Below are 15,993 nucleotides of genomic sequence, written 5' to 3'. Positions count from 1 at the left end.
CTCCAGGGCCGGTTCTCTAGCCCAGGCTCCGCCTCGCCGGCCGGTGCGCCATCGGCGCGTCCCCCGATCCGCGGGTGTGGTGAACTACGGCCCCGGCAGGCTCAGCCGCGACGCGCGCGCGGCACGTAGGGCCGTTCGCCCTCGCCGGTGTAGACCTGACGCGGCCGCGAGATCTTCTGCTCGGGGTCGGAGAGGTGCTCCTCCCATTGTGCGATCCACCCGGGCAGGCGGCCGAGGGCGAAGAGCACCGTGAAGTAATCGGTCGGATAGCCCATCGCCTGGTAGATCAGCCCCGAGTAGAAGTCGACGTTCGGATAGAGCTTCCGGGAGACGAAGTACTCGTCCTCCAGCGCGATCCGCTCGAGCTCGAGCGCGATCTCGAGCTTCGGGTTGAGCCCGGTCTGCTCGAAGACGTCGTCGGCGACGCGCTTGATCAGCTTCGCCCGCGGGTCATAGCTCTTGTAGACGCGGTGTCCGAAGCCCATCAGCCGTCCGTGGCCGGCCTTCACCTCCTCGATGAAGGCCGGGATGTTCTTCGTGTCCCCGATCTCGTCGAGCATGCGCAGGACTGCCTCGTTTGCGCCCCCGTGGAGCGGCCCGTACAGGGCGGCGATCCCCGCCGACACCGCGGAGAACGGATCGACGTGGGACGATCCCACGCTGCGGACGGCGCTCGTCGAGCAGTTCTGCTCGTGGTCGGCGTGCAGGATCAGGAGGATCTCGAGCGACCGCTGCAGGACGGGGTTCGGCTCGTGCCGGCCGCCGATCTCGAACGTCATGTTGACGAAGTTGCCGATGTAGTCGAGCTCGTTCCGAGGGAGCACGTACGGCAGGCCGCGCGAGTGACGGAACACGAACGCCGCGATGGTCGGCATCTTCGCCAGCAGCCGAAGCCGCTGCAGGTAGCGGCCCTCGGGGTCGGAGATGTTCTTTGCGTCGGGATAGAAGGTCGAGAGCGCACCGATCGCGCCGAGCAGCATGCCCATCGGGTGGGCGTCGTAGCGGAAGCCCTCGAGGAACTTCTGGACATTGACGTGGACGTAGGTGTGGTAGCGGATGTCGTCCTCGAACCGGTGCAGCTCGTCGGCTGTCGGGAGCTCCCCCTCGAGCAGGAGGTAGGCGGTCTCGAGGAACGTCGCGTCCTCTGCGAGCTGCTCGATCGGGTAGCCGCGGTAGCGGAGGATGCCCCGGTCGCCGTCGATGAACGTGATCGCGCTCCGACACGAGGCGGTGTTGAGGTAGGCCGGGTCGTACGACATCAGGCCGCCGTCACCCTCCTCGGCGCTGATCTGGCGCAGGTCGGTCGCGTGGATCGTCCCGTCGGTGATCGGGAGCGTGTACTCGTGCCCCGTGCGGTTGTCGGTGACTGTCAGCGTGTCCTCGGCCACGGTCGTCCCCTTCCTGGTCTCGTGCCGGGATCGTCTCAGATCGGCGGCGCCCGGGGCATCAGTGGAGACCCGTAGGGTTGCGCGATGCGCCGTCTGCCCGCCGAGGTCATTCCCCGGGTGCCGGAGCCCGTCCGCAAGGTCGCGCGGAATGCGGTCTGGACGTTCGGCCGACTGACCGCCCGCCGGCGGCCGCTGCCCGACTTCCTCGTGATCGGAGCGCAGAAGGCCGGGACGACGGCGCTCTACGCGTATCTCCGCTGGCATCCCGGGATCGCCGGCCCGTCGTGGAAGGAGGTCAGCTTCTTCGACAGGCACTGGTGGCGCGGCGAGGCGTGGTACCGAGGCCAGTTCCCGCTCCGAGCGGGGGAGCGGCTCGTCGGCGAGGCGAGCCCGAGCTACCTGTTCCACCCGCTCGCTCCCGAGCGGGCGCGGTCGCTCGTCCCCGGGGCGAAGCTCGTCGCGCTGCTACGCGATCCGGTCGACCGCGCCTACTCGCAGTACCAGCACGAGGTAGCGCTCGGGCGCGAGCCGTTGTCGTTCGAGGACGCGCTGGCGGCGGAAGACGAGCGGCTCGTCGGTGAGGTCGAGCGCCTGATCGCGGACCCCCGGGCATTCAGTCGTGCGTGGTGGGACCACACCTACACCGCCCGCGGCCGCTACGCGGAGCAACTCGAGCGCTGGCTCGAGGCCTTTCCGAGCGAGCAGCTGCTCGTCGTCCGCACCGAGGACCTGGGGGAGAGGCCGGCGGAGACGTATGCCTCGATCCTGGCATTCCTCGGCGCGGAGCCACACGAGCTGCCCGACTACCCGCGCGTCTTCGACCGCGACTACGAGCCGATGCGCGCGGAGACGCGCGCCGCGCTCGCCGCGACGTTCGCCGAGCCGAACCGCCGGCTCGAGGCTTTGCTCGGGCGCGAGTTGGGGTGGAGCTGACCGTCTACGCGTCGCTCGACTCGGCCCAGAGGTTGATGTCGCTCTCCGTCGCGTAGCGGTCGATCTCGGCGAGCTCCTCGTCCGAGAAGTCGAGGCGATCGAGCGCCCGAAGGTTCGCCTCGAGCTGCTCGACGCTCGACGCGCCGACCAGCGTCGACGTCATGCGGGGGTCGCGGAGCGTCCAGGCGAGCGCCATCGCGGGCAGCGTCTGGCCGCGCTGCTCCGCGATGCCGCGGAGCGCCAGGACCTTCGCCTGGGTCTGCTCGGTCAGCGCGTCGGCCGCCAGGGAGAGATCGCGGTCGATCCGCGAGCCCTCCGGGATCCCGTCCACGTAGCGATCGGTGAGCAGTCCCTGCGCGAGTGGGGAGAAGCCGATGCACCCGACGCCGAGCTCGCCGAGGACGTCGAGCAGGCCCTCCTCGATCCAGCGGTTCAGCATCGAGTACGAGGGCTGGTGGATGAGGAGCGGCGTGCCGAGCCGCTCGAGGATCTCGGCTGCCTCGCGCGTGCGTTCGGGCGAGTACGAGGAGATGCCCGCGTAGAGCGCCTTCCCCTGCCGGACGGCCGAATCGAGCGCCCCCATCGTCTCCTCGAGAGGCGTCTCCGGGTCGAACCGGTGGGAGTAGAAGATGTCGACGTACTCGAGCCCCATCCGGCGGAGGCTCTGGTCGAGGCTCGAGAGGAGGTATTTGCGCGAGCCCCACTCGCCGTACGGCCCGGGCCACATGTCGTAGCCGGCCTTGGTCGAGACGACGAGCTCGTCGCGATACGGCCGCAGATCGGTCGCCAGGAGCGTCCCGAACGTCTCCTCGGCGGAGCCGTACGGAGGGCCGTAGTTGTTCGCCAGGTCGAAGTGTGTGATGCCGAGGTCGAAGGCACGGCCCACGATCGCGCGGCTCGTCTCGAGCGGCCGGTCGGCGCCGAAGTTGTTCCACAGGCCGAGCGAGACGGCCGGGAGCAGGAGGCCGCTGCGGCCCGTCCGGCGGTAGGGCATGCGCTCGTAGCGCTCGGCGTCGGCTGCATGGCTCATTCCGTCCTCCAATCTGCCGAGGCGGCAAGCTCCTCGAACGGTCGCAGGGCCTCCGGGTCGACGAGCGAGTCGCGGCTCACCGCCCGCTCGGTCGCCTCCCCGGAGAGGATTCGTTTGACGGGGACTTCGAGCACCTTGCCCGACAGCGTCCGAGGCACCGCGGGGACGGCCCGGATCTCGTCGGGCACGTGCCGCGGGGAGCAGTCGTCGCGAATCCGCGCGCGGATGTTCGCGACGAGCTCCCCGTCCAGGCTGCGGCCCGGCTTGAGAACGACGAAAAGCGGCATGTATCCCTGTGTCCCTTCACGGGGCAGGTCGACGACGAGGGCGTCGACGACCTCGGGTAGGGACAGCACGGCACGGTAGATCTCGGCCGTGCCCATCCGGATGCCGCCGCGATTGATGGTCGCGTCGGAGCGGCCGCTGATCACGGCGGTCCCGCGCTCGGTGATCTCGATCCAGTCCCCGTGCCGCCAGACGCCCGGGAAAGTCTCGAAGTAGCTCGCCCGGTAGCGCGAGCCGTCCTCGTCCCCCCAGAGATAGAGGGGCATCGACGGCATCGGCTCGGTGATCACGAGCTCGCCGACCTCGCCGACAACCGGCTTCCCGTCCCTGTTCCACGCCTCTACGTTGGCGCCCAGCGCCCGCGCCTGGAGCTCGCCGCGGTAGACCGGCAGCGTCGGCACGCCGCCGACGAACGCGGTGCAGAGGTCCGTGCCGCCCGACGTGGAGAAGAGCCAGAGGTCGGGGCCGAGCCGGTCGTAGACCCAGTCGAACCCCTCGGGCGCGAGCGGCGAGCCCGTCGAGCCGACGGACCGGAGCCGCGAGAGGTCGCGGCCCTTTCTCGGCTCGACGCCGGCCTTCATGCAGGCGGCGATGTAGCTCGCCGACGTCCCGAAGCAGGTGACGCCTGCCTGCGCGGCGAGGTCCCACAGCGTCCCGAGGTCCGGATGGCCAGGGTTGCCGTCGTAGAGCACGATCGACCCCTCGCTCAGCAACCCCGCATTCAGGAAATTCCACATCATCCAGCCCGTGGTCGTGAACCAGAACAGCCGGTCATCGCGCTGCAGGTCGACGTGGAGGCCGACCTCCTTCGAGAGCTCGAGCAGGATGCCGCCATGGCCGTGGACGATCGCCTTCGGAAGCCCCGTCGTGCCGGAGCTGTAGAGCACCCAGAGCGGGTGGTCGAACGGCACCTGCGCGAACGTCAGCGGAGCGTCGTCTCCCTCGCGGACGAAGTCGTCCCAGCGCGTCGCGTGTCTCAGCCGGTCGAGTGAGGGAGCGTCGTCGAGGTAGCCGAGAACGACGGTGCGCTCGAGCGAGGGAATCGCCTCCTGGAGCGCCTGCACGACGTCCAGCCGATCGTGGTCGCGGCCGCTGTAGCGGTAGCCGTCGACGGCGAGCAGGACGCGTGGCTCGATCTGTGCGAACCGATCGACGACGCTCCGTACACCGAAGTCGGGTGAGCAGCTCGACCAGACGGCCCCGAGGCTCGCGCACGCATGGAACGCGGCGACCGCTTCGAGGACGTTCGGGAGGTACGCGACCACCCGGTCGCCCGGCCGGATCCCCGTCGAGCGCAGGCCGGCTGCGAGGCGCCGCGTCAGGTCGTGGAGCTCACCCCAGGTCGTCTCTTCGAGCGGCCGGAGCTCCGAGGCGTGTCGCAGGGCAACCTCATCGTCGTCGCGGTTGCGGAACACGTGCTCGGCGTAGTTGAGCCGCGCTCCGGCGAACCACTCGGCTCCAGGCATGGTGCGTGAGCCGAGCACCCGTTCGTACGGCGCCGACGCCTGGAGCTCGAAGAACTCCCAGATCGAGCCCCAGAAGCCCTCGAGGTCGCTCGTCGACCACCGCCACAACTCGTCGTAGCTGCCGGTCTCGAGCCCCCGCGACGCGGCGAGCCAGCGGGCGTACCGGGTGAGCGTCGACCGCTCGGTCCGCTCGGCGTCGGGATGCCAGAGGATCGGCGGCGCCGTGCTCATCAGGGGGAGTTGTAGCCTGGCGCGCCCGGAGGCGCGCCAGACCGCGCATCAGCCGGCGACGACGACGTTCGTCGCCTGCGGGCCCTTCTGGCCCTGCTCGGCTACGAACTCGACCTTCGCGCCTTCGGGAAGGGTCTTGAAGCCCTCGCCCGAGATGCCGCTGAAATGGACGAAGAGGTCCTTGCCGCCGTCGTCAGGGGTGATGAAGCCGTACCCCTTGGCGTCGTCGAACCACTTCACGGTTCCGGTTGCCATTGTCTAAAACACCTCCTTGCCTTGACTCACGAACGGGCAGGAAGGTGCGAGAACAGCACGACCGGACCACGCTCTGGTTGAACGACGGGAAAGTAGCAGCCGTGGCATCCGCGCAGGGCGCGGATGCCACGGCTCAGTCCGATCGGGTTATGCGGACTCCGCGAGGTCGCGGCGGCTCTTGAGCGGCCGCGAGTCGTGGTCGAGCGCGTGCTGCAGGCGTGTGAGCGCCGACTTCTCGAGCTGTCGGACGCGCTCGCGCGTCAGCTCGAGCACGCGGCCGATCTCCTCGAGGGTCAGGCTCTCTTGGCCGTCGAAGCCGAACCGCAACTCGAGCACGCGCCGCTCGCGCTCTGGCAGGCCCGAGAGGGCGGAGCGGACACGCTCGCGCTGGAACGACTCGTCGGCCTCCTCGACCGGGTCGGCGGCCGTGCGGTCGGCGAACAGGTCGCCGAGCTCGCCGTCGCCGTCCGAGCCGACCGCCTGGTTGAGCGACACCGACGCCTCGACGGCATCGAGCGCCTCCTCGACGTGGTGCAGCTTCAGGCCGGTTGCCTTGGCGAGCTCCTCGGTGGTCGGCTGGCGGCCGAGGCTGACCTCGAGCCGCTGCCGCGCGCGGTTCAGCTTCTGCTGGCGCTCCTGGACGTGCACCGGGACGCGGATCGTGGCCGACTGGTTCGCGACCGAGCGCTGACACGCCTGGCGAATCCACCACGTGGCATATGTGGAGAACTTGAACCCCTTGCGGTAGTCGAACTTCTCGACCGCGCGGTTCAGGCCGATCACGCCGTCCTGGATGAGATCGAGGAACGGCACGCCGTGCCCGCGATAGCGCTTCGCGATCGAGACGACGAGCCGGAGATTCGAGTTGATCATCCGCTCCTTCGCGGCCCGGTCGCCGCGCTCGACGCGCTTGGCGAGCGCGATCTCGTCCGCGGCGGTGAGCAGCTGGTAGCGGCCGATCTCCGACAGGAACATGCCGAGAGAGTCGGTCGTCACGGGGCCGCTGCCGGGGGAGAGGTCGAGCTCGAAGTCCTCTTCCTCCTCCGCCGCGGGCAGCTCGACGCCACGCTCCGAAAGGAGCGTCTTGAACGCCGTGACGGCTTCCTCGTCCAGCTCGTGCTCGAGGACGAGCGCGTCGAGGTCGGCGGCCTCGACCTTGCCGCGCTCCTCCGCCTCGGCGGCGAACGCGTCCAGTGCGGGAATCTCGATGATGCTGGTCTCCAAGTGTCCTCGCTTCGCTTTCGTGCGCGCGGCGCAGACGGGCCGCACGGTGTGGTGTGTGTCTGAGGTGGGACGCCGGGCGCAGCACTGCTTGCACCTTGCGGCGCGGCGTTCTCCTGAGAGTGTGAACGGTCGGGCGGCCGCTGTCATTCCCAGAGGCCGTTTCCGAACGAATTGTTTACGTTTGGCTTGCTATATCCCCCGATTCGCCGTGGACCGGCCTCAGTTGACACGCGGGTCGTCGGGCAGGAGGGCGAGAATCGCATGCGCCGGCCCTTCGCGGCGCAGCACCTCCGCCCAGAGCAGCTCGGGCGTATCGGTGAAGACATCCGAGGCTCGCGCCTCGAGCACGATCCATGAGCCCTCCTCGAGTTCGCCCTCGAGCTGCCCGGGAGCCCACCCGGCGTACCCGGCGAAGACCCTGACGCGCGCGAGCTCGCCGAGCTCGCTCACGTCGTCGATCTCTCCGGGGAGGAAGCCCACGCTCTCGACGACGGTGTCCGCCGCCGCCGGATCCGCGAAGTCCGCCAGCACGACGACGGCCTGCGGCTGGACCGGGCCACCGAGGTAAACAAGCTCGTCCGGGCCGGCGAGCGCCGACATCGGTGGAACGGCGTCGTCGACGAGCACACCCGAGACGCGGTTGAGCACGATGCCCATCGCGCCTTCGTCGCCGTGCTCGCCGACCAGCACGACCGTCCGCCGGAAGTTCGGGTCCTCGAGCGCCGGTCCGGCGACGAGGAGCTGTCCCCGTAGTGAGCTCACCACGGCATTCTCGCCCGCCCGGGACGTGTCCCGGGCGGGCGACGGAGTCATGCGCCGACTATGCGCGGACCTTGATGCGGAAGACCTTCGAGACCGGCGCGCCGTTCTCGGAGAACGCGAATACGCGAAGCCGGTAGTTGCCTGCCTTGAGCAGCGTCCCCGTCAGGCGACCGGTCGTCTCGTCGAGCTCGAGGCCGGGCGGGATCTTTCCGCTGAGCGCGAACTGCGCCGTCTTGGCGTCCTTGCCGCTCACGGGAATGCGCGCCGAGTAGAGCTTCCCGACCTTGCCGGCGGCGAGACCCTTGCCCTTGGCGAAGTCGAGCAGCGGCAGGATCGTGAACGACCACGGCACCGCGGCCTTGGCGCCGGTCGCGTCCGTCACGGTGATGGTCGAGGTGAACCGGCCGGCCGTGGTCCCGGCGCCGGTGACCGCTCCGGTGGTCGGGTTGAGCGTGATTCCGGGCGGCAGGACGCCCTCGGACGTGAACGCGTAGGGACCGCGGCCTCCGACTGCCTTCACCCCTGTCGTAAGGGCAGCGCTCACCGCGGCCTTCGCGGTCAGTCCCGTTGCCGGCGGCTTCTTGCCTGCCAGCGTCTGGAGCTCGAGCGGAGCAAGCACGAAGATCGAGAGCGGCCTCGTGTCGTTGTTCGGGGAGCCGTTTGCCTGCACCGTGAAGCTGAACGTCCCGCTCTGGGTCGGAGTCCCCGAGATGACGCCGTTCGAGGCGAGCGTGAGCCCCGCAGGGAGCGCGCCCGAGGCGAGCGACCAGGAGCTCACAGACCCGCCGGAGGCCGCGAGCGCCGGGGCGGTGTACGCCTGGCCGATGCTCGCGTCGGGGAGGGACGGTGTCGTCACGACGAGGCGCTGCACCGCGCCGCTGACGTTGATCGTGTACTGCTGGTCGGAGAAGATCCCCGGGCCCTTGCCGCCCGTCCCGCAGGTGTACGAGACCGTGATGTAGAACGTGTAGCTCCCCGACTGCGTCGGCGTTCCTCTCGCAGCCCCCTCGTCGGAGGCAAGCGTGAGCCCGGGAGGAAGCCCCCCGGAGCTCACCTGGAAGGTCGGGCAAGCATCGCCCGGCTCCTTGAGCGTGAACTGGACGGAGTAGGGCTGGCCGACGGTGGCGGCGGGACAGATCTTGGACGGGTCGCCGCTACACGGGCTGTCGGCGAAGTCGCCGGCCGACGCGCTCCCCGCGAAAGCGAGGACTGCGAAAGACGCGGCCGCGGCAAGGATGAGAACGCGGATACGACGCATTGAGCTCCCTTCGGCAGCAGTGACCGGGGTCCTGTCGCGCGCGGCGGAATCGGGCCCGGTCGCCACCTGATCGACACACAAAGCCGCGCGGCAGGGTAGCACCGTCTCTGAGAGGATTTCGTAAGGACGGCGACCGGCATAGGATCGTGTCGTGCCGACGAGGTCGCGTGAGATACGGCTCGCCGCCCGCCCGCGCGGAGCGCCGGTCGCCTCGGACTTCGAGCTGGCCGAGGTGGAGCTTCCGGATCCCGCGGACGGTCAGATTCTCGTCCGCAACGCGTTCGTCTCGGTCGATCCCTACATGCGCGGCCGGATGAACGATGCGAAGTCGTACGTGCCGCCGTTCGCCCTCGGCGAGCCGATGCGGGGAGGTGCCGTGGGGGTCGTCGTCGCGTCGCGCGACGACCGCTGGCCCGAGGGCACCTGGGTGCAGCACGACCTCGGGTGGCGCGAGGCGGCCGTCCTCGACGGCAGAGGCATCCGGGCGGTGAATCCGGAGCTCGCGCCCGTCTCGACCTCGCTCGGCGTGCTCGGTATGACGGGCCTCACGGCGTACGTCGGGATCGTCGACATCGGAGAGGTCGGGGAGGGGGAGACCGTCTTCGTGTCGGGCGCCGCGGGCGCCGTCGGGAGCATCGCCGCCCAGCTCGCCCGTGCGCGAGGCGCCGCGGTGCTCGGGAGCGCAGGAACACCGGAGAAGGTCGCCTGGCTGCGCGAGCTCGGGATCGACATGGCGTTCGACTATCGGGAGACGCCGACGAGACAGGCGCTGCGAGAGCTCGCGCCCGATGGGGTCGACGTCTATTTCGACAATGTCGGTGGCGAGACGCTCGAGGCCGCGATCGGCGCGATGCGGCTCCGCGGGCGCATCGTCGCCTGCGGGTCGATCTCGCGCTACAACGCGACGGAGGCGCTCCCGGGGCCCCGCAACATGTTCATGGTGGTGACGAAGCGCCTCCGGATGCAGGGCTTCATCGTCTCCGACCACGGCGACCGCTTCCCCGCTTTCCTCGGTGAGGTCGGTCCGCTCGTCGCGGACGGGACGATCCGCTACCGCGAGACCGTCGTCGACGGGATCGAGCGTGCCCCGGAGGCGTTCATCGGCATGCTCGAGGGCGCGAACGTCGGGAAGATGCTCGTCCGAGTCGGCCCGGGGCCCGGAGAGTCATGAGGCGCTATCTCTGCCGGGTGGTCGGCCACCGCGTTCCGGCCGGCAAACGGTTCTTCCTCACGCAGCGGCGGGCGCGCTGCGTGCGCTGCGGCAAGCGCGTTCGCGTGAACCACTGAGACCGTCAGTCGAGCGCAGCGCGGAGCGTCGCGACGTAGTCGGCGAGCGCCCCCGGCCCCTCCTCGGCCACCTGGACGGCCCGAGAGCCGACGATCACGCCGTCGACGAGCCCGGCCGCTGCCGCGGCCTGCTGCGGCGTCGAGATCCCGAAGCCGGCGTACAGAGGAACACCCTCAGCGACGGGGCGCACGCGCTCGGCGAGCCCCGCGAGCGCGGAGGAGAGCTCGGCCCGAGCGCCCGTCGTCCCGGTGAGCGTGACGAGATAGAGCCAGCCGTCGGTCGTCGATGCCGCGAGGCGAATGCGCTCGTCGGTCGACGTCGGAGCGACGAGGTGGACTCTGCGGAGCTCCGGCCGCTGGCCGGCGGGGACGTCCGAGACGATGAGGCTCGTTGCGCCGTGCGACGCGGCGTCGGCCGCGAATCGGTCCCAGCCGTACGCCTCGAGCAGCGCGGCATAGGTCATGGGGACGATCGGTGCGTCCCCGACGAGCGCGCGCGTCGCAGCGAGGCACTCGAGGCACTGTGGCGTTCGCATCCCGCGCGCGAGCGCGCGCTCGGACGCGCGCTGGATCACCGGCCCGTCTGCCAGCGGGTCCGAGAAGGGGAAGCCAAGCTCGATCACGTCCGCGCCCGCCTCGACGGCGGCGCGTGCGAGCTCCGGCGTCTCGGGCTCGCAGACGAGATAGATCACGAGCTGCTTCCGTTCCACGGGTCGCTCCTACGTTCTCTTCGCCCGCAGGGCGGAGAGAGCTTCTGCGAGGTCCTTGTCTCCCCGCCCCGACAGGCAGACCGCTACGTACTCGGCGTCGAGACCGTCGACAACGGCGAGCGCGTGCGCCGACTCGAGTGCGGGGATGATCCCCTCCGTGCGCGTCAAGCGCTCGAACGCGGCCAGGGCGTCGTCGTCGGTGCAGGGGAGGTAGGTCGCGCGACCGGTGTCACGGAGCCAGGCGTGCTCCGGGCCGACCCCCGGATAGTCGAGGCCGGCAGAGATCGAGTGTGCGTCCGCGATCTGCCCGTCGTCGTCCGAGAGGACCGAGGAGCGCGACCCGTGGAGGACGCCCGTGCGCCCCGTGCCGAGCGATGCCGCGCCGGCAGCCTCGACGCCGACGAGCCGGACATCCGCGTCGTCGACGAAGCCCGCGAACATCCCGATCGCGTTCGAGCCGCCGCCCACACAGGCGACGACGACCTGGGGGAGAGCGCCCTCCGCCTCGAAGAGCTGCTCACGCGCCTCGCGCCCGATCACCGACTGGAGCGCGCCGACGAGCTCGGGGTACGGAGCCGGCCCAACGCACGAACCGATCACGTAGTGCGTCGTCTCGACGTTCGTGATCCAGTCACGGATCGCCGCGCTCGTCGCCTCCTTCAGCGTCCTCGTGCCGGTCTCCACGGGCTCGACCGTGGCGCCGAGGAGCTGCATCCGCTCGACGTTCGGCGCCTGCCGGCGCATGTCTTCGGAGCCCATGAAGACGACGCACTCGAGGCCGAAGCGTGCGCACGCCGTCGCCGTCGCGACGCCGTGCTGGCCGGCTCCCGTCTCGGCGATGATCCGGCGCTTCCCGATGCGACGCGCCAGCACGACCTGACCGAGCGCGTTGTTGATCTTGTGTGCGCCCGTGTGGTTCAGATCCTCGCGCTTGAGGTAGAGCCGCTTCCCCGGCGCGAAGCGGTCGGCTCGGGTGATCGGCGACGGGCGCCCGACGTACGTCCGCCCGAGCTCGTCGAGCTCCTCGCGAAACGCCGGGTCGTGCTTGGCCTCCTCCCAGGCTGCGGCGAGCTCGTCGAGCGCCGGGATCAGCGTCTCGGGGACGTACCGGCCCCCGTACTCGCCGAACGTCTCGACCACGGCTTCCGGGCGTGGCTTGAGCCTCGCCCGGCTTGGTTCCGTCCCGCCCGTCACGCCCGCGCTGCCTCGACGAACGCGCGAACGCGGTCGTGGTCCTTCACGCCAGGGGACACCTCGAGCGACGACGAGGCGTCGACGGCCCAGGGCCGAACCGCCGCGATCGCGGCGCCGACGTTCTCGGGGCCGAGGCCGCCGGCGAGCACGACGCGGCCTTCGGTCGCGGCCGCACGCTCCCAGTGGTCGGGATCGTCCTCTCCCCATGGAAGGTCGACCACGCGGGCGACCGGCTCGCCGTCGCGGAGCAGCGTTGCGTCGCGACCCCGAACCTTGCCCGCCTCCACGGTGTGCACCTGGTCGAGGTCGGCGTCGCTCGGCCCTGCCTCGCCGACCCAGACAGCGACGGCGAGCATCTGCTCAGGAACGGGGAGGACGTGCGACGCCGCGCGCGGGCTCTCGGGCGCGAGTACGAAGCCGAGCAGGTCGGCACCGGAGTCCGCCGCGACCGCCACGTCCTCCTCTCGTGTGAGGCCGCAGACCTTGACGAGCGGACGCGAGAGGAGCTCTTCGAGCTTGGCGCCGGGGTCGGGCGCCCGCATGAGTATCGAGCCGACGAGGATCGCATCGGCGCCTGCCAGCTCCGCGGCGGCGCCCTGGGCACGGGACTCGATCCCCGACTCGGCGATCACGACGCGGTCGGAGGGCACGGTCGCGACGAGCTCCAGCTGCGCCGGGCGGTCGATCGCGAACGTGGAGAGGTCGCGGGCGTTGACGCCGACGACGGGCGCGTCGAGCGCAATTGCGCGACGGAGCTCGTCCGCGTCGTGCGCCTCCACGAGCGTGTCGAGGGCGAGACCTCGAGCCTCGCGTTGAAGTGCCCGCAGCGCCTCGTCGTCGAGGTCACGAAGGAGCAGCAGCACTGCATCTGCGCCGGCTTCCTTCGCCGTGCGCAGGTGCTCGGCGGTCGAGAAGAAGCCCTTCGCGAGAAGCGGTGCGTCCGTGGCCGCCCTCGCGGCACGGAGGTCGTCCCAGGTCCCTCCGAAACGCTCGTCGACGAGGACAGAGATCGCGGCGGCGCCTGCGGTTGCGTAGGCCGGGGCGATGCGAGCCGGGTCGGCGCCGGGGCGGAGGTCGCCGGCACTCGGCGAGCGACGCTTGATCTCTGCGATCGCCCCGAGGCCGGGCGTGCGCAGGGCGTCCTCGAAGCGGCCCATCAGCTCGCCTCCCGCGAGAACGCCACGAGCTCGTCCAGTCGTGCTGCCGCTGCGCCCGACTCGAGCGTCCGGCGGGCCACCTCGAGCCCTTCCCGCAGGTCCTCGGCGTGGCCTGCGGCGGCGATGCCGCCAGCCGCGTTCAAGAGGATCGAGTCGCGCTTCGGGCCGTCCCTGTCGCCGCCGAGGATCGACCGGATCTCGGCAGCGTTCTCCTGCGGGCTGCCTCCGGTCAACCCGGCGGGTGCGGACGGCTCGATCCCGAGCTCCGCGGGGTCGATCACGCGCTCGCGCACGGTTGCGTCCACGACCTCGCAGACCTGGTTCGGCCCGCACGGCGAGAGCTCGTCGATGCCGGCGAACCCGTGCACGACGAACGCGCGGCGTGTACCGAGCCGGGCCAGCGCATCGGCGATCGTGCGGACGAGCGCCGCCGAGTAGACGCCGAAGACGCCCGCGCGGGCGCCGGCAGGATTCGTCAGCGGCCCGAGGACGTTGAAGATCGTGCGGGTGCCCAGTTCCCTCCGGACAGGAGCGGCGTGCCGCATCGCCGGGTGGTGGGACGGCGCGAACATGAAGCCGAAGCCGAGCCGGTCGATCGACTCTCCGATCCGCTCCGGCGGCTGCTCGAGGACGAAACCGAGAGCCTCGAGCACGTCGGCCGATCCGGAGGCCGAGCTGACGGCACGGTTCCCGTGCTTCGCGACGGCAGCGCCTGCGGCGGCGGCGACGATCGCGGCAGCGGTCGAGATGTTCAGCGTGCGGCCTCCGTCCCCGCCCGTTCCGACGACGTCGACCAGATCGTCCCGGCTCGTGGTGACGGGCAGGACGTGCGCGCGCATCGCCTCGGCGCAGCCCGCGATCTCGTCCGCAGTCTCGCCCTTGGCGCGCAGAGCGACGAGGAACCCGGCGATCTGCGCCTGCGTCGCGTCGCCTGCCATGATCGCGGACATCACCTCGCGCGCCTCCTCGCGCGACAGGCTCCGGCCGTCGACGACCTCCGCGATCGCGCGCGTGATCACGAGAGGAAGTTCCTCGCCATCGCGGGGCCGAGGGGCGTCAGCACGCTCTCGGGATGGAACTGGACCCCCTCGATCGGGAGCTCGGCGTGGCGGACGCCCATCACCTCGTCGTCGGCGGTGCGCGACGTGACATGGAGGACGGACGGCACGGTCGTCGCCGCGAGCGAGTGGTAGCGCCCGACCTCGAGCTCCGCGGGAAGGCCCTCGTAGACGCCCCGGCCGTCGTGGGTGACGACGCTCGACTTGCCGTGCAGCAGCGCCCGGGCCTGGCCGATCCGGCCGCCGAACGCCTCGACGATCGCCTGGTGCCCGAGGCACACCCCGAGCGTGCGCGTCGTCGGCCCGAGCGCGCGGATCACGTCGATCGAGACCCCCGCGTCCTCGGGGCGCCCCGGGCCGGGCGAGACGACGAGACGGTCCGGCGCGAGCTCCACGGCCTCGCCGGGAGTGATCGCGTCGTTCCTCACCGTCACGACCTCAGCGCCGAGCTCCTCGAACAGGTGGACGAGGTTGTACGTGAACGAGTCGTAGTTGTCGATCATGAGGAGCTTCACCGCGCGGCGACCTCCCGTTCCGCGAGATCGATCGCGGCCTCCATGGCGGCGAGCTTGCGCAGGCACTCCTCGTGCTCCGCCGTCGGGTCCGAATCGGCGACGATGCCCGCGCCGGCCTGGAGATAGGCGATCCCGTCACGCATGATCGTCGTCCGGAGGGCGATGCACGCGTCCATGGTGCCGTCAGGGAGGGAATAGAGCACCGCTCCGCCGTACGGGCCGCGGCGGAAGCCTTCGAGCTCCGAGATCAACTGCATCGCGCGGACCTTGGGCGCGCCGCTGACCGTCCCCGCCGGGAAGCAGGCGCGCAGCACGTCGAACGGCGTCACGCCGTCGCGGACCTCGCCGACGACTTCGGAGACGAGGTGCGAGACGTGGGAGAACCGCTCCACCTCCATGCTCCTCGCCACGTGGACCGTTCCTGCGCGGCACACGCGCGACAGGTCGTTCCGGCCGAGGTCCACGAGCATCACGTGCTCGGCGCGGTCCTTCTCCGAGGAGAGGAGCCGCTCGACGTCGCCCTCGCTGGGCTCCGTCGTGCCCGCGATCGGGCAGAGGCTCGCGCGGCCGTTCTCGCAGGCGACCAGCCGCTCGGGGGACGAGCCCACCAGCGCGATGCCGTCGAGCTCCAGGAGGAAGAGGTAGGGGGAGGGGTTCACGCGGCGCAGGGCGCGGTAGACCTCGAGCGGCGTCGCGGAGGTCGGGCGCTCGGCTCGCTGCGAGGGAACGCACTGGAAGACGTCGCCCGCGACGATGTGCCGCTTCACGTCCCGCACCATCTCCTCGTAGCGCTCGCCGTCGGGAGTCCGCGCGATCGGTCCAGCGACGCCTCGGGTCTCGCGATGCCACGGAATGCCCGCCTCGAGACGTCCCTCGACCTCGTGCGGGTCACCGGCGAGCACCTCCGCGGTGCCGGCGCCGTGGTCGAAGCGGACGAGCGTCTCGGCGACCACGACTCGGCTCTCGGGGAAGCCGTGGCCCGGGTCCGGCAACTCGACCGTGGGCTCGAGCCTTGCGACGTGGTCGTACGCGAGGTAGCCGACCACGGGCAGGCCGAGCGCCTCGGCCTCGTCGAACGTCACGAGCCGCGAGCCCGCACCCATCCACGACGCGCGGCCGAGGCGGCCGCGCTCGACCGATTCGAGCAGGAAGCTGGCGCTCCCCATCCCGCGGAGGCGGAGGTACGCCCCGAGGGGGGTGAGGAGGTCGGTCGTGATGGTCGTGTCGGTGGTCATATGTC

At 70.7% G+C, this 15,993-nt stretch carries 15 protein-coding genes; 2 read left to right on the top strand and 13 right to left on the bottom strand.

Features of this window, described 5'->3' with window-relative positions; translation table 11 throughout:
- Window positions 1–101: 101 nt before the first annotated feature.
- Window positions 102–1,388, bottom strand: coding sequence for a citrate synthase (locus tag VNM44_RS11660; RefSeq protein ID WP_325626053.1), 1,287 nt, complete (start codon window positions 1,386–1,388; stop codon window positions 102–104).
- An 84-nt stretch (window positions 1,389–1,472) separates the two neighbouring features.
- Between VNM44_RS11660 and VNM44_RS11655 the strand changes: the two genes are divergently transcribed.
- Window positions 1,473–2,321: a sulfotransferase domain-containing protein gene (locus tag VNM44_RS11655; RefSeq protein WP_325626052.1), complete on the top strand. Its 849-nt coding sequence runs from the start codon at window positions 1,473–1,475 to the stop codon at window positions 2,319–2,321.
- Window positions 2,322–2,325: 4 nt separating this feature from the next.
- On the opposite strand, the gene mgrA is transcribed toward VNM44_RS11655, so the two are convergent.
- The 6 genes from mgrA to VNM44_RS11625 form a co-directional block, all read right to left on the bottom strand.
- A complete protein-coding gene (gene mgrA, locus VNM44_RS11650; protein ID WP_325626051.1) occupies window positions 2,326–3,351 on the bottom strand; it encodes an L-glyceraldehyde 3-phosphate reductase in 1,026 nt (341 codons plus the stop codon).
- A complete protein-coding gene (locus tag VNM44_RS11645; protein ID WP_325626050.1) occupies window positions 3,348–5,333 on the bottom strand; it encodes an acetoacetate--CoA ligase in 1,986 nt (661 codons plus the stop codon). The genes mgrA and VNM44_RS11645 overlap by 4 nt, the downstream gene beginning before the upstream one ends.
- A 48-nt stretch (window positions 5,334–5,381) precedes the next feature.
- Window positions 5,382–5,588 (bottom strand): cold-shock protein, encoded by a 207-nt coding sequence (locus tag VNM44_RS11640; protein ID WP_325626049.1) that lies wholly within the window; start codon window positions 5,586–5,588, stop codon window positions 5,382–5,384.
- Between the two features lie 147 nt (window positions 5,589–5,735).
- Window positions 5,736–6,812: a sigma-70 family RNA polymerase sigma factor gene (locus VNM44_RS11635; protein ID WP_325626048.1), complete on the bottom strand. Its 1,077-nt coding sequence runs from the start codon at window positions 6,810–6,812 to the stop codon at window positions 5,736–5,738.
- 219 nt (window positions 6,813–7,031) lie between these two features.
- A complete protein-coding gene (locus tag VNM44_RS11630; protein ID WP_325626047.1) occupies window positions 7,032–7,574 on the bottom strand; it encodes a YqgE/AlgH family protein in 543 nt (180 codons plus the stop codon).
- 58 nt (window positions 7,575–7,632) lie between these two features.
- Entirely contained in the window at window positions 7,633–8,832 is a 1,200-nt protein-coding gene (locus VNM44_RS11625; protein ID WP_325626046.1) for an Ig domain-containing protein, read from the bottom strand.
- A 151-nt stretch (window positions 8,833–8,983) separates the two neighbouring features.
- On the opposite strand from VNM44_RS11625, the gene VNM44_RS11620 reads away from it, so the two are divergent.
- Window positions 8,984–10,003, top strand: a complete 1,020-nt coding sequence (locus tag VNM44_RS11620; protein WP_325626045.1) for an NADP-dependent oxidoreductase — start codon at window positions 8,984–8,986, stop codon at window positions 10,001–10,003.
- 121 nt (window positions 10,004–10,124) lie between these two features.
- On the opposite strand, the gene trpA is transcribed toward VNM44_RS11620, so the two are convergent.
- From trpA to VNM44_RS11590, 6 genes are read right to left on the bottom strand one after another with little or no spacing between them, the layout of a single operon-like run.
- Window positions 10,125–10,829 (bottom strand): tryptophan synthase subunit alpha, encoded by a 705-nt coding sequence (gene trpA / locus VNM44_RS11615; RefSeq protein ID WP_325626044.1) that lies wholly within the window; start codon window positions 10,827–10,829, stop codon window positions 10,125–10,127.
- Between the two features lie 9 nt (window positions 10,830–10,838).
- Window positions 10,839–11,969 (bottom strand): tryptophan synthase subunit beta, encoded by a 1,131-nt coding sequence (gene trpB, locus VNM44_RS11610; RefSeq protein ID WP_325626043.1) that lies wholly within the window; start codon window positions 11,967–11,969, stop codon window positions 10,839–10,841.
- A gap of 50 nt (window positions 11,970–12,019) precedes the next feature.
- Entirely contained in the window at window positions 12,020–13,180 is a 1,161-nt protein-coding gene (locus tag VNM44_RS11605; protein WP_325626042.1) for a bifunctional indole-3-glycerol phosphate synthase/phosphoribosylanthranilate isomerase, read from the bottom strand.
- Complete coding sequence (gene trpD, locus VNM44_RS11600; protein ID WP_325626041.1) at window positions 13,180–14,199, bottom strand: anthranilate phosphoribosyltransferase; 1,020 nt, start codon at window positions 14,197–14,199, stop codon at window positions 13,180–13,182. The genes VNM44_RS11605 and trpD overlap by 1 nt, the downstream gene beginning before the upstream one ends.
- Entirely contained in the window at window positions 14,196–14,753 is a 558-nt protein-coding gene (locus VNM44_RS11595) for an aminodeoxychorismate/anthranilate synthase component II (RefSeq protein ID WP_325626040.1), read from the bottom strand. The genes trpD and VNM44_RS11595 overlap by 4 nt, the downstream gene beginning before the upstream one ends.
- Window positions 14,750–15,988: an anthranilate synthase component I family protein gene (locus VNM44_RS11590; RefSeq protein WP_325626039.1), complete on the bottom strand. Its 1,239-nt coding sequence runs from the start codon at window positions 15,986–15,988 to the stop codon at window positions 14,750–14,752. The genes VNM44_RS11595 and VNM44_RS11590 overlap by 4 nt, the downstream gene beginning before the upstream one ends.
- Window positions 15,989–15,993 lie beyond the last annotated feature (5 nt).

Origin of the sequence: Gaiella sp. (genome assembly GCF_035558935.1) — a bacterium.
Lineage (GTDB): Bacteria > Actinomycetota > Thermoleophilia > Gaiellales > Gaiellaceae > Gaiella.
This window is presented reverse-complemented; position numbering and strand designations above follow the sequence as displayed.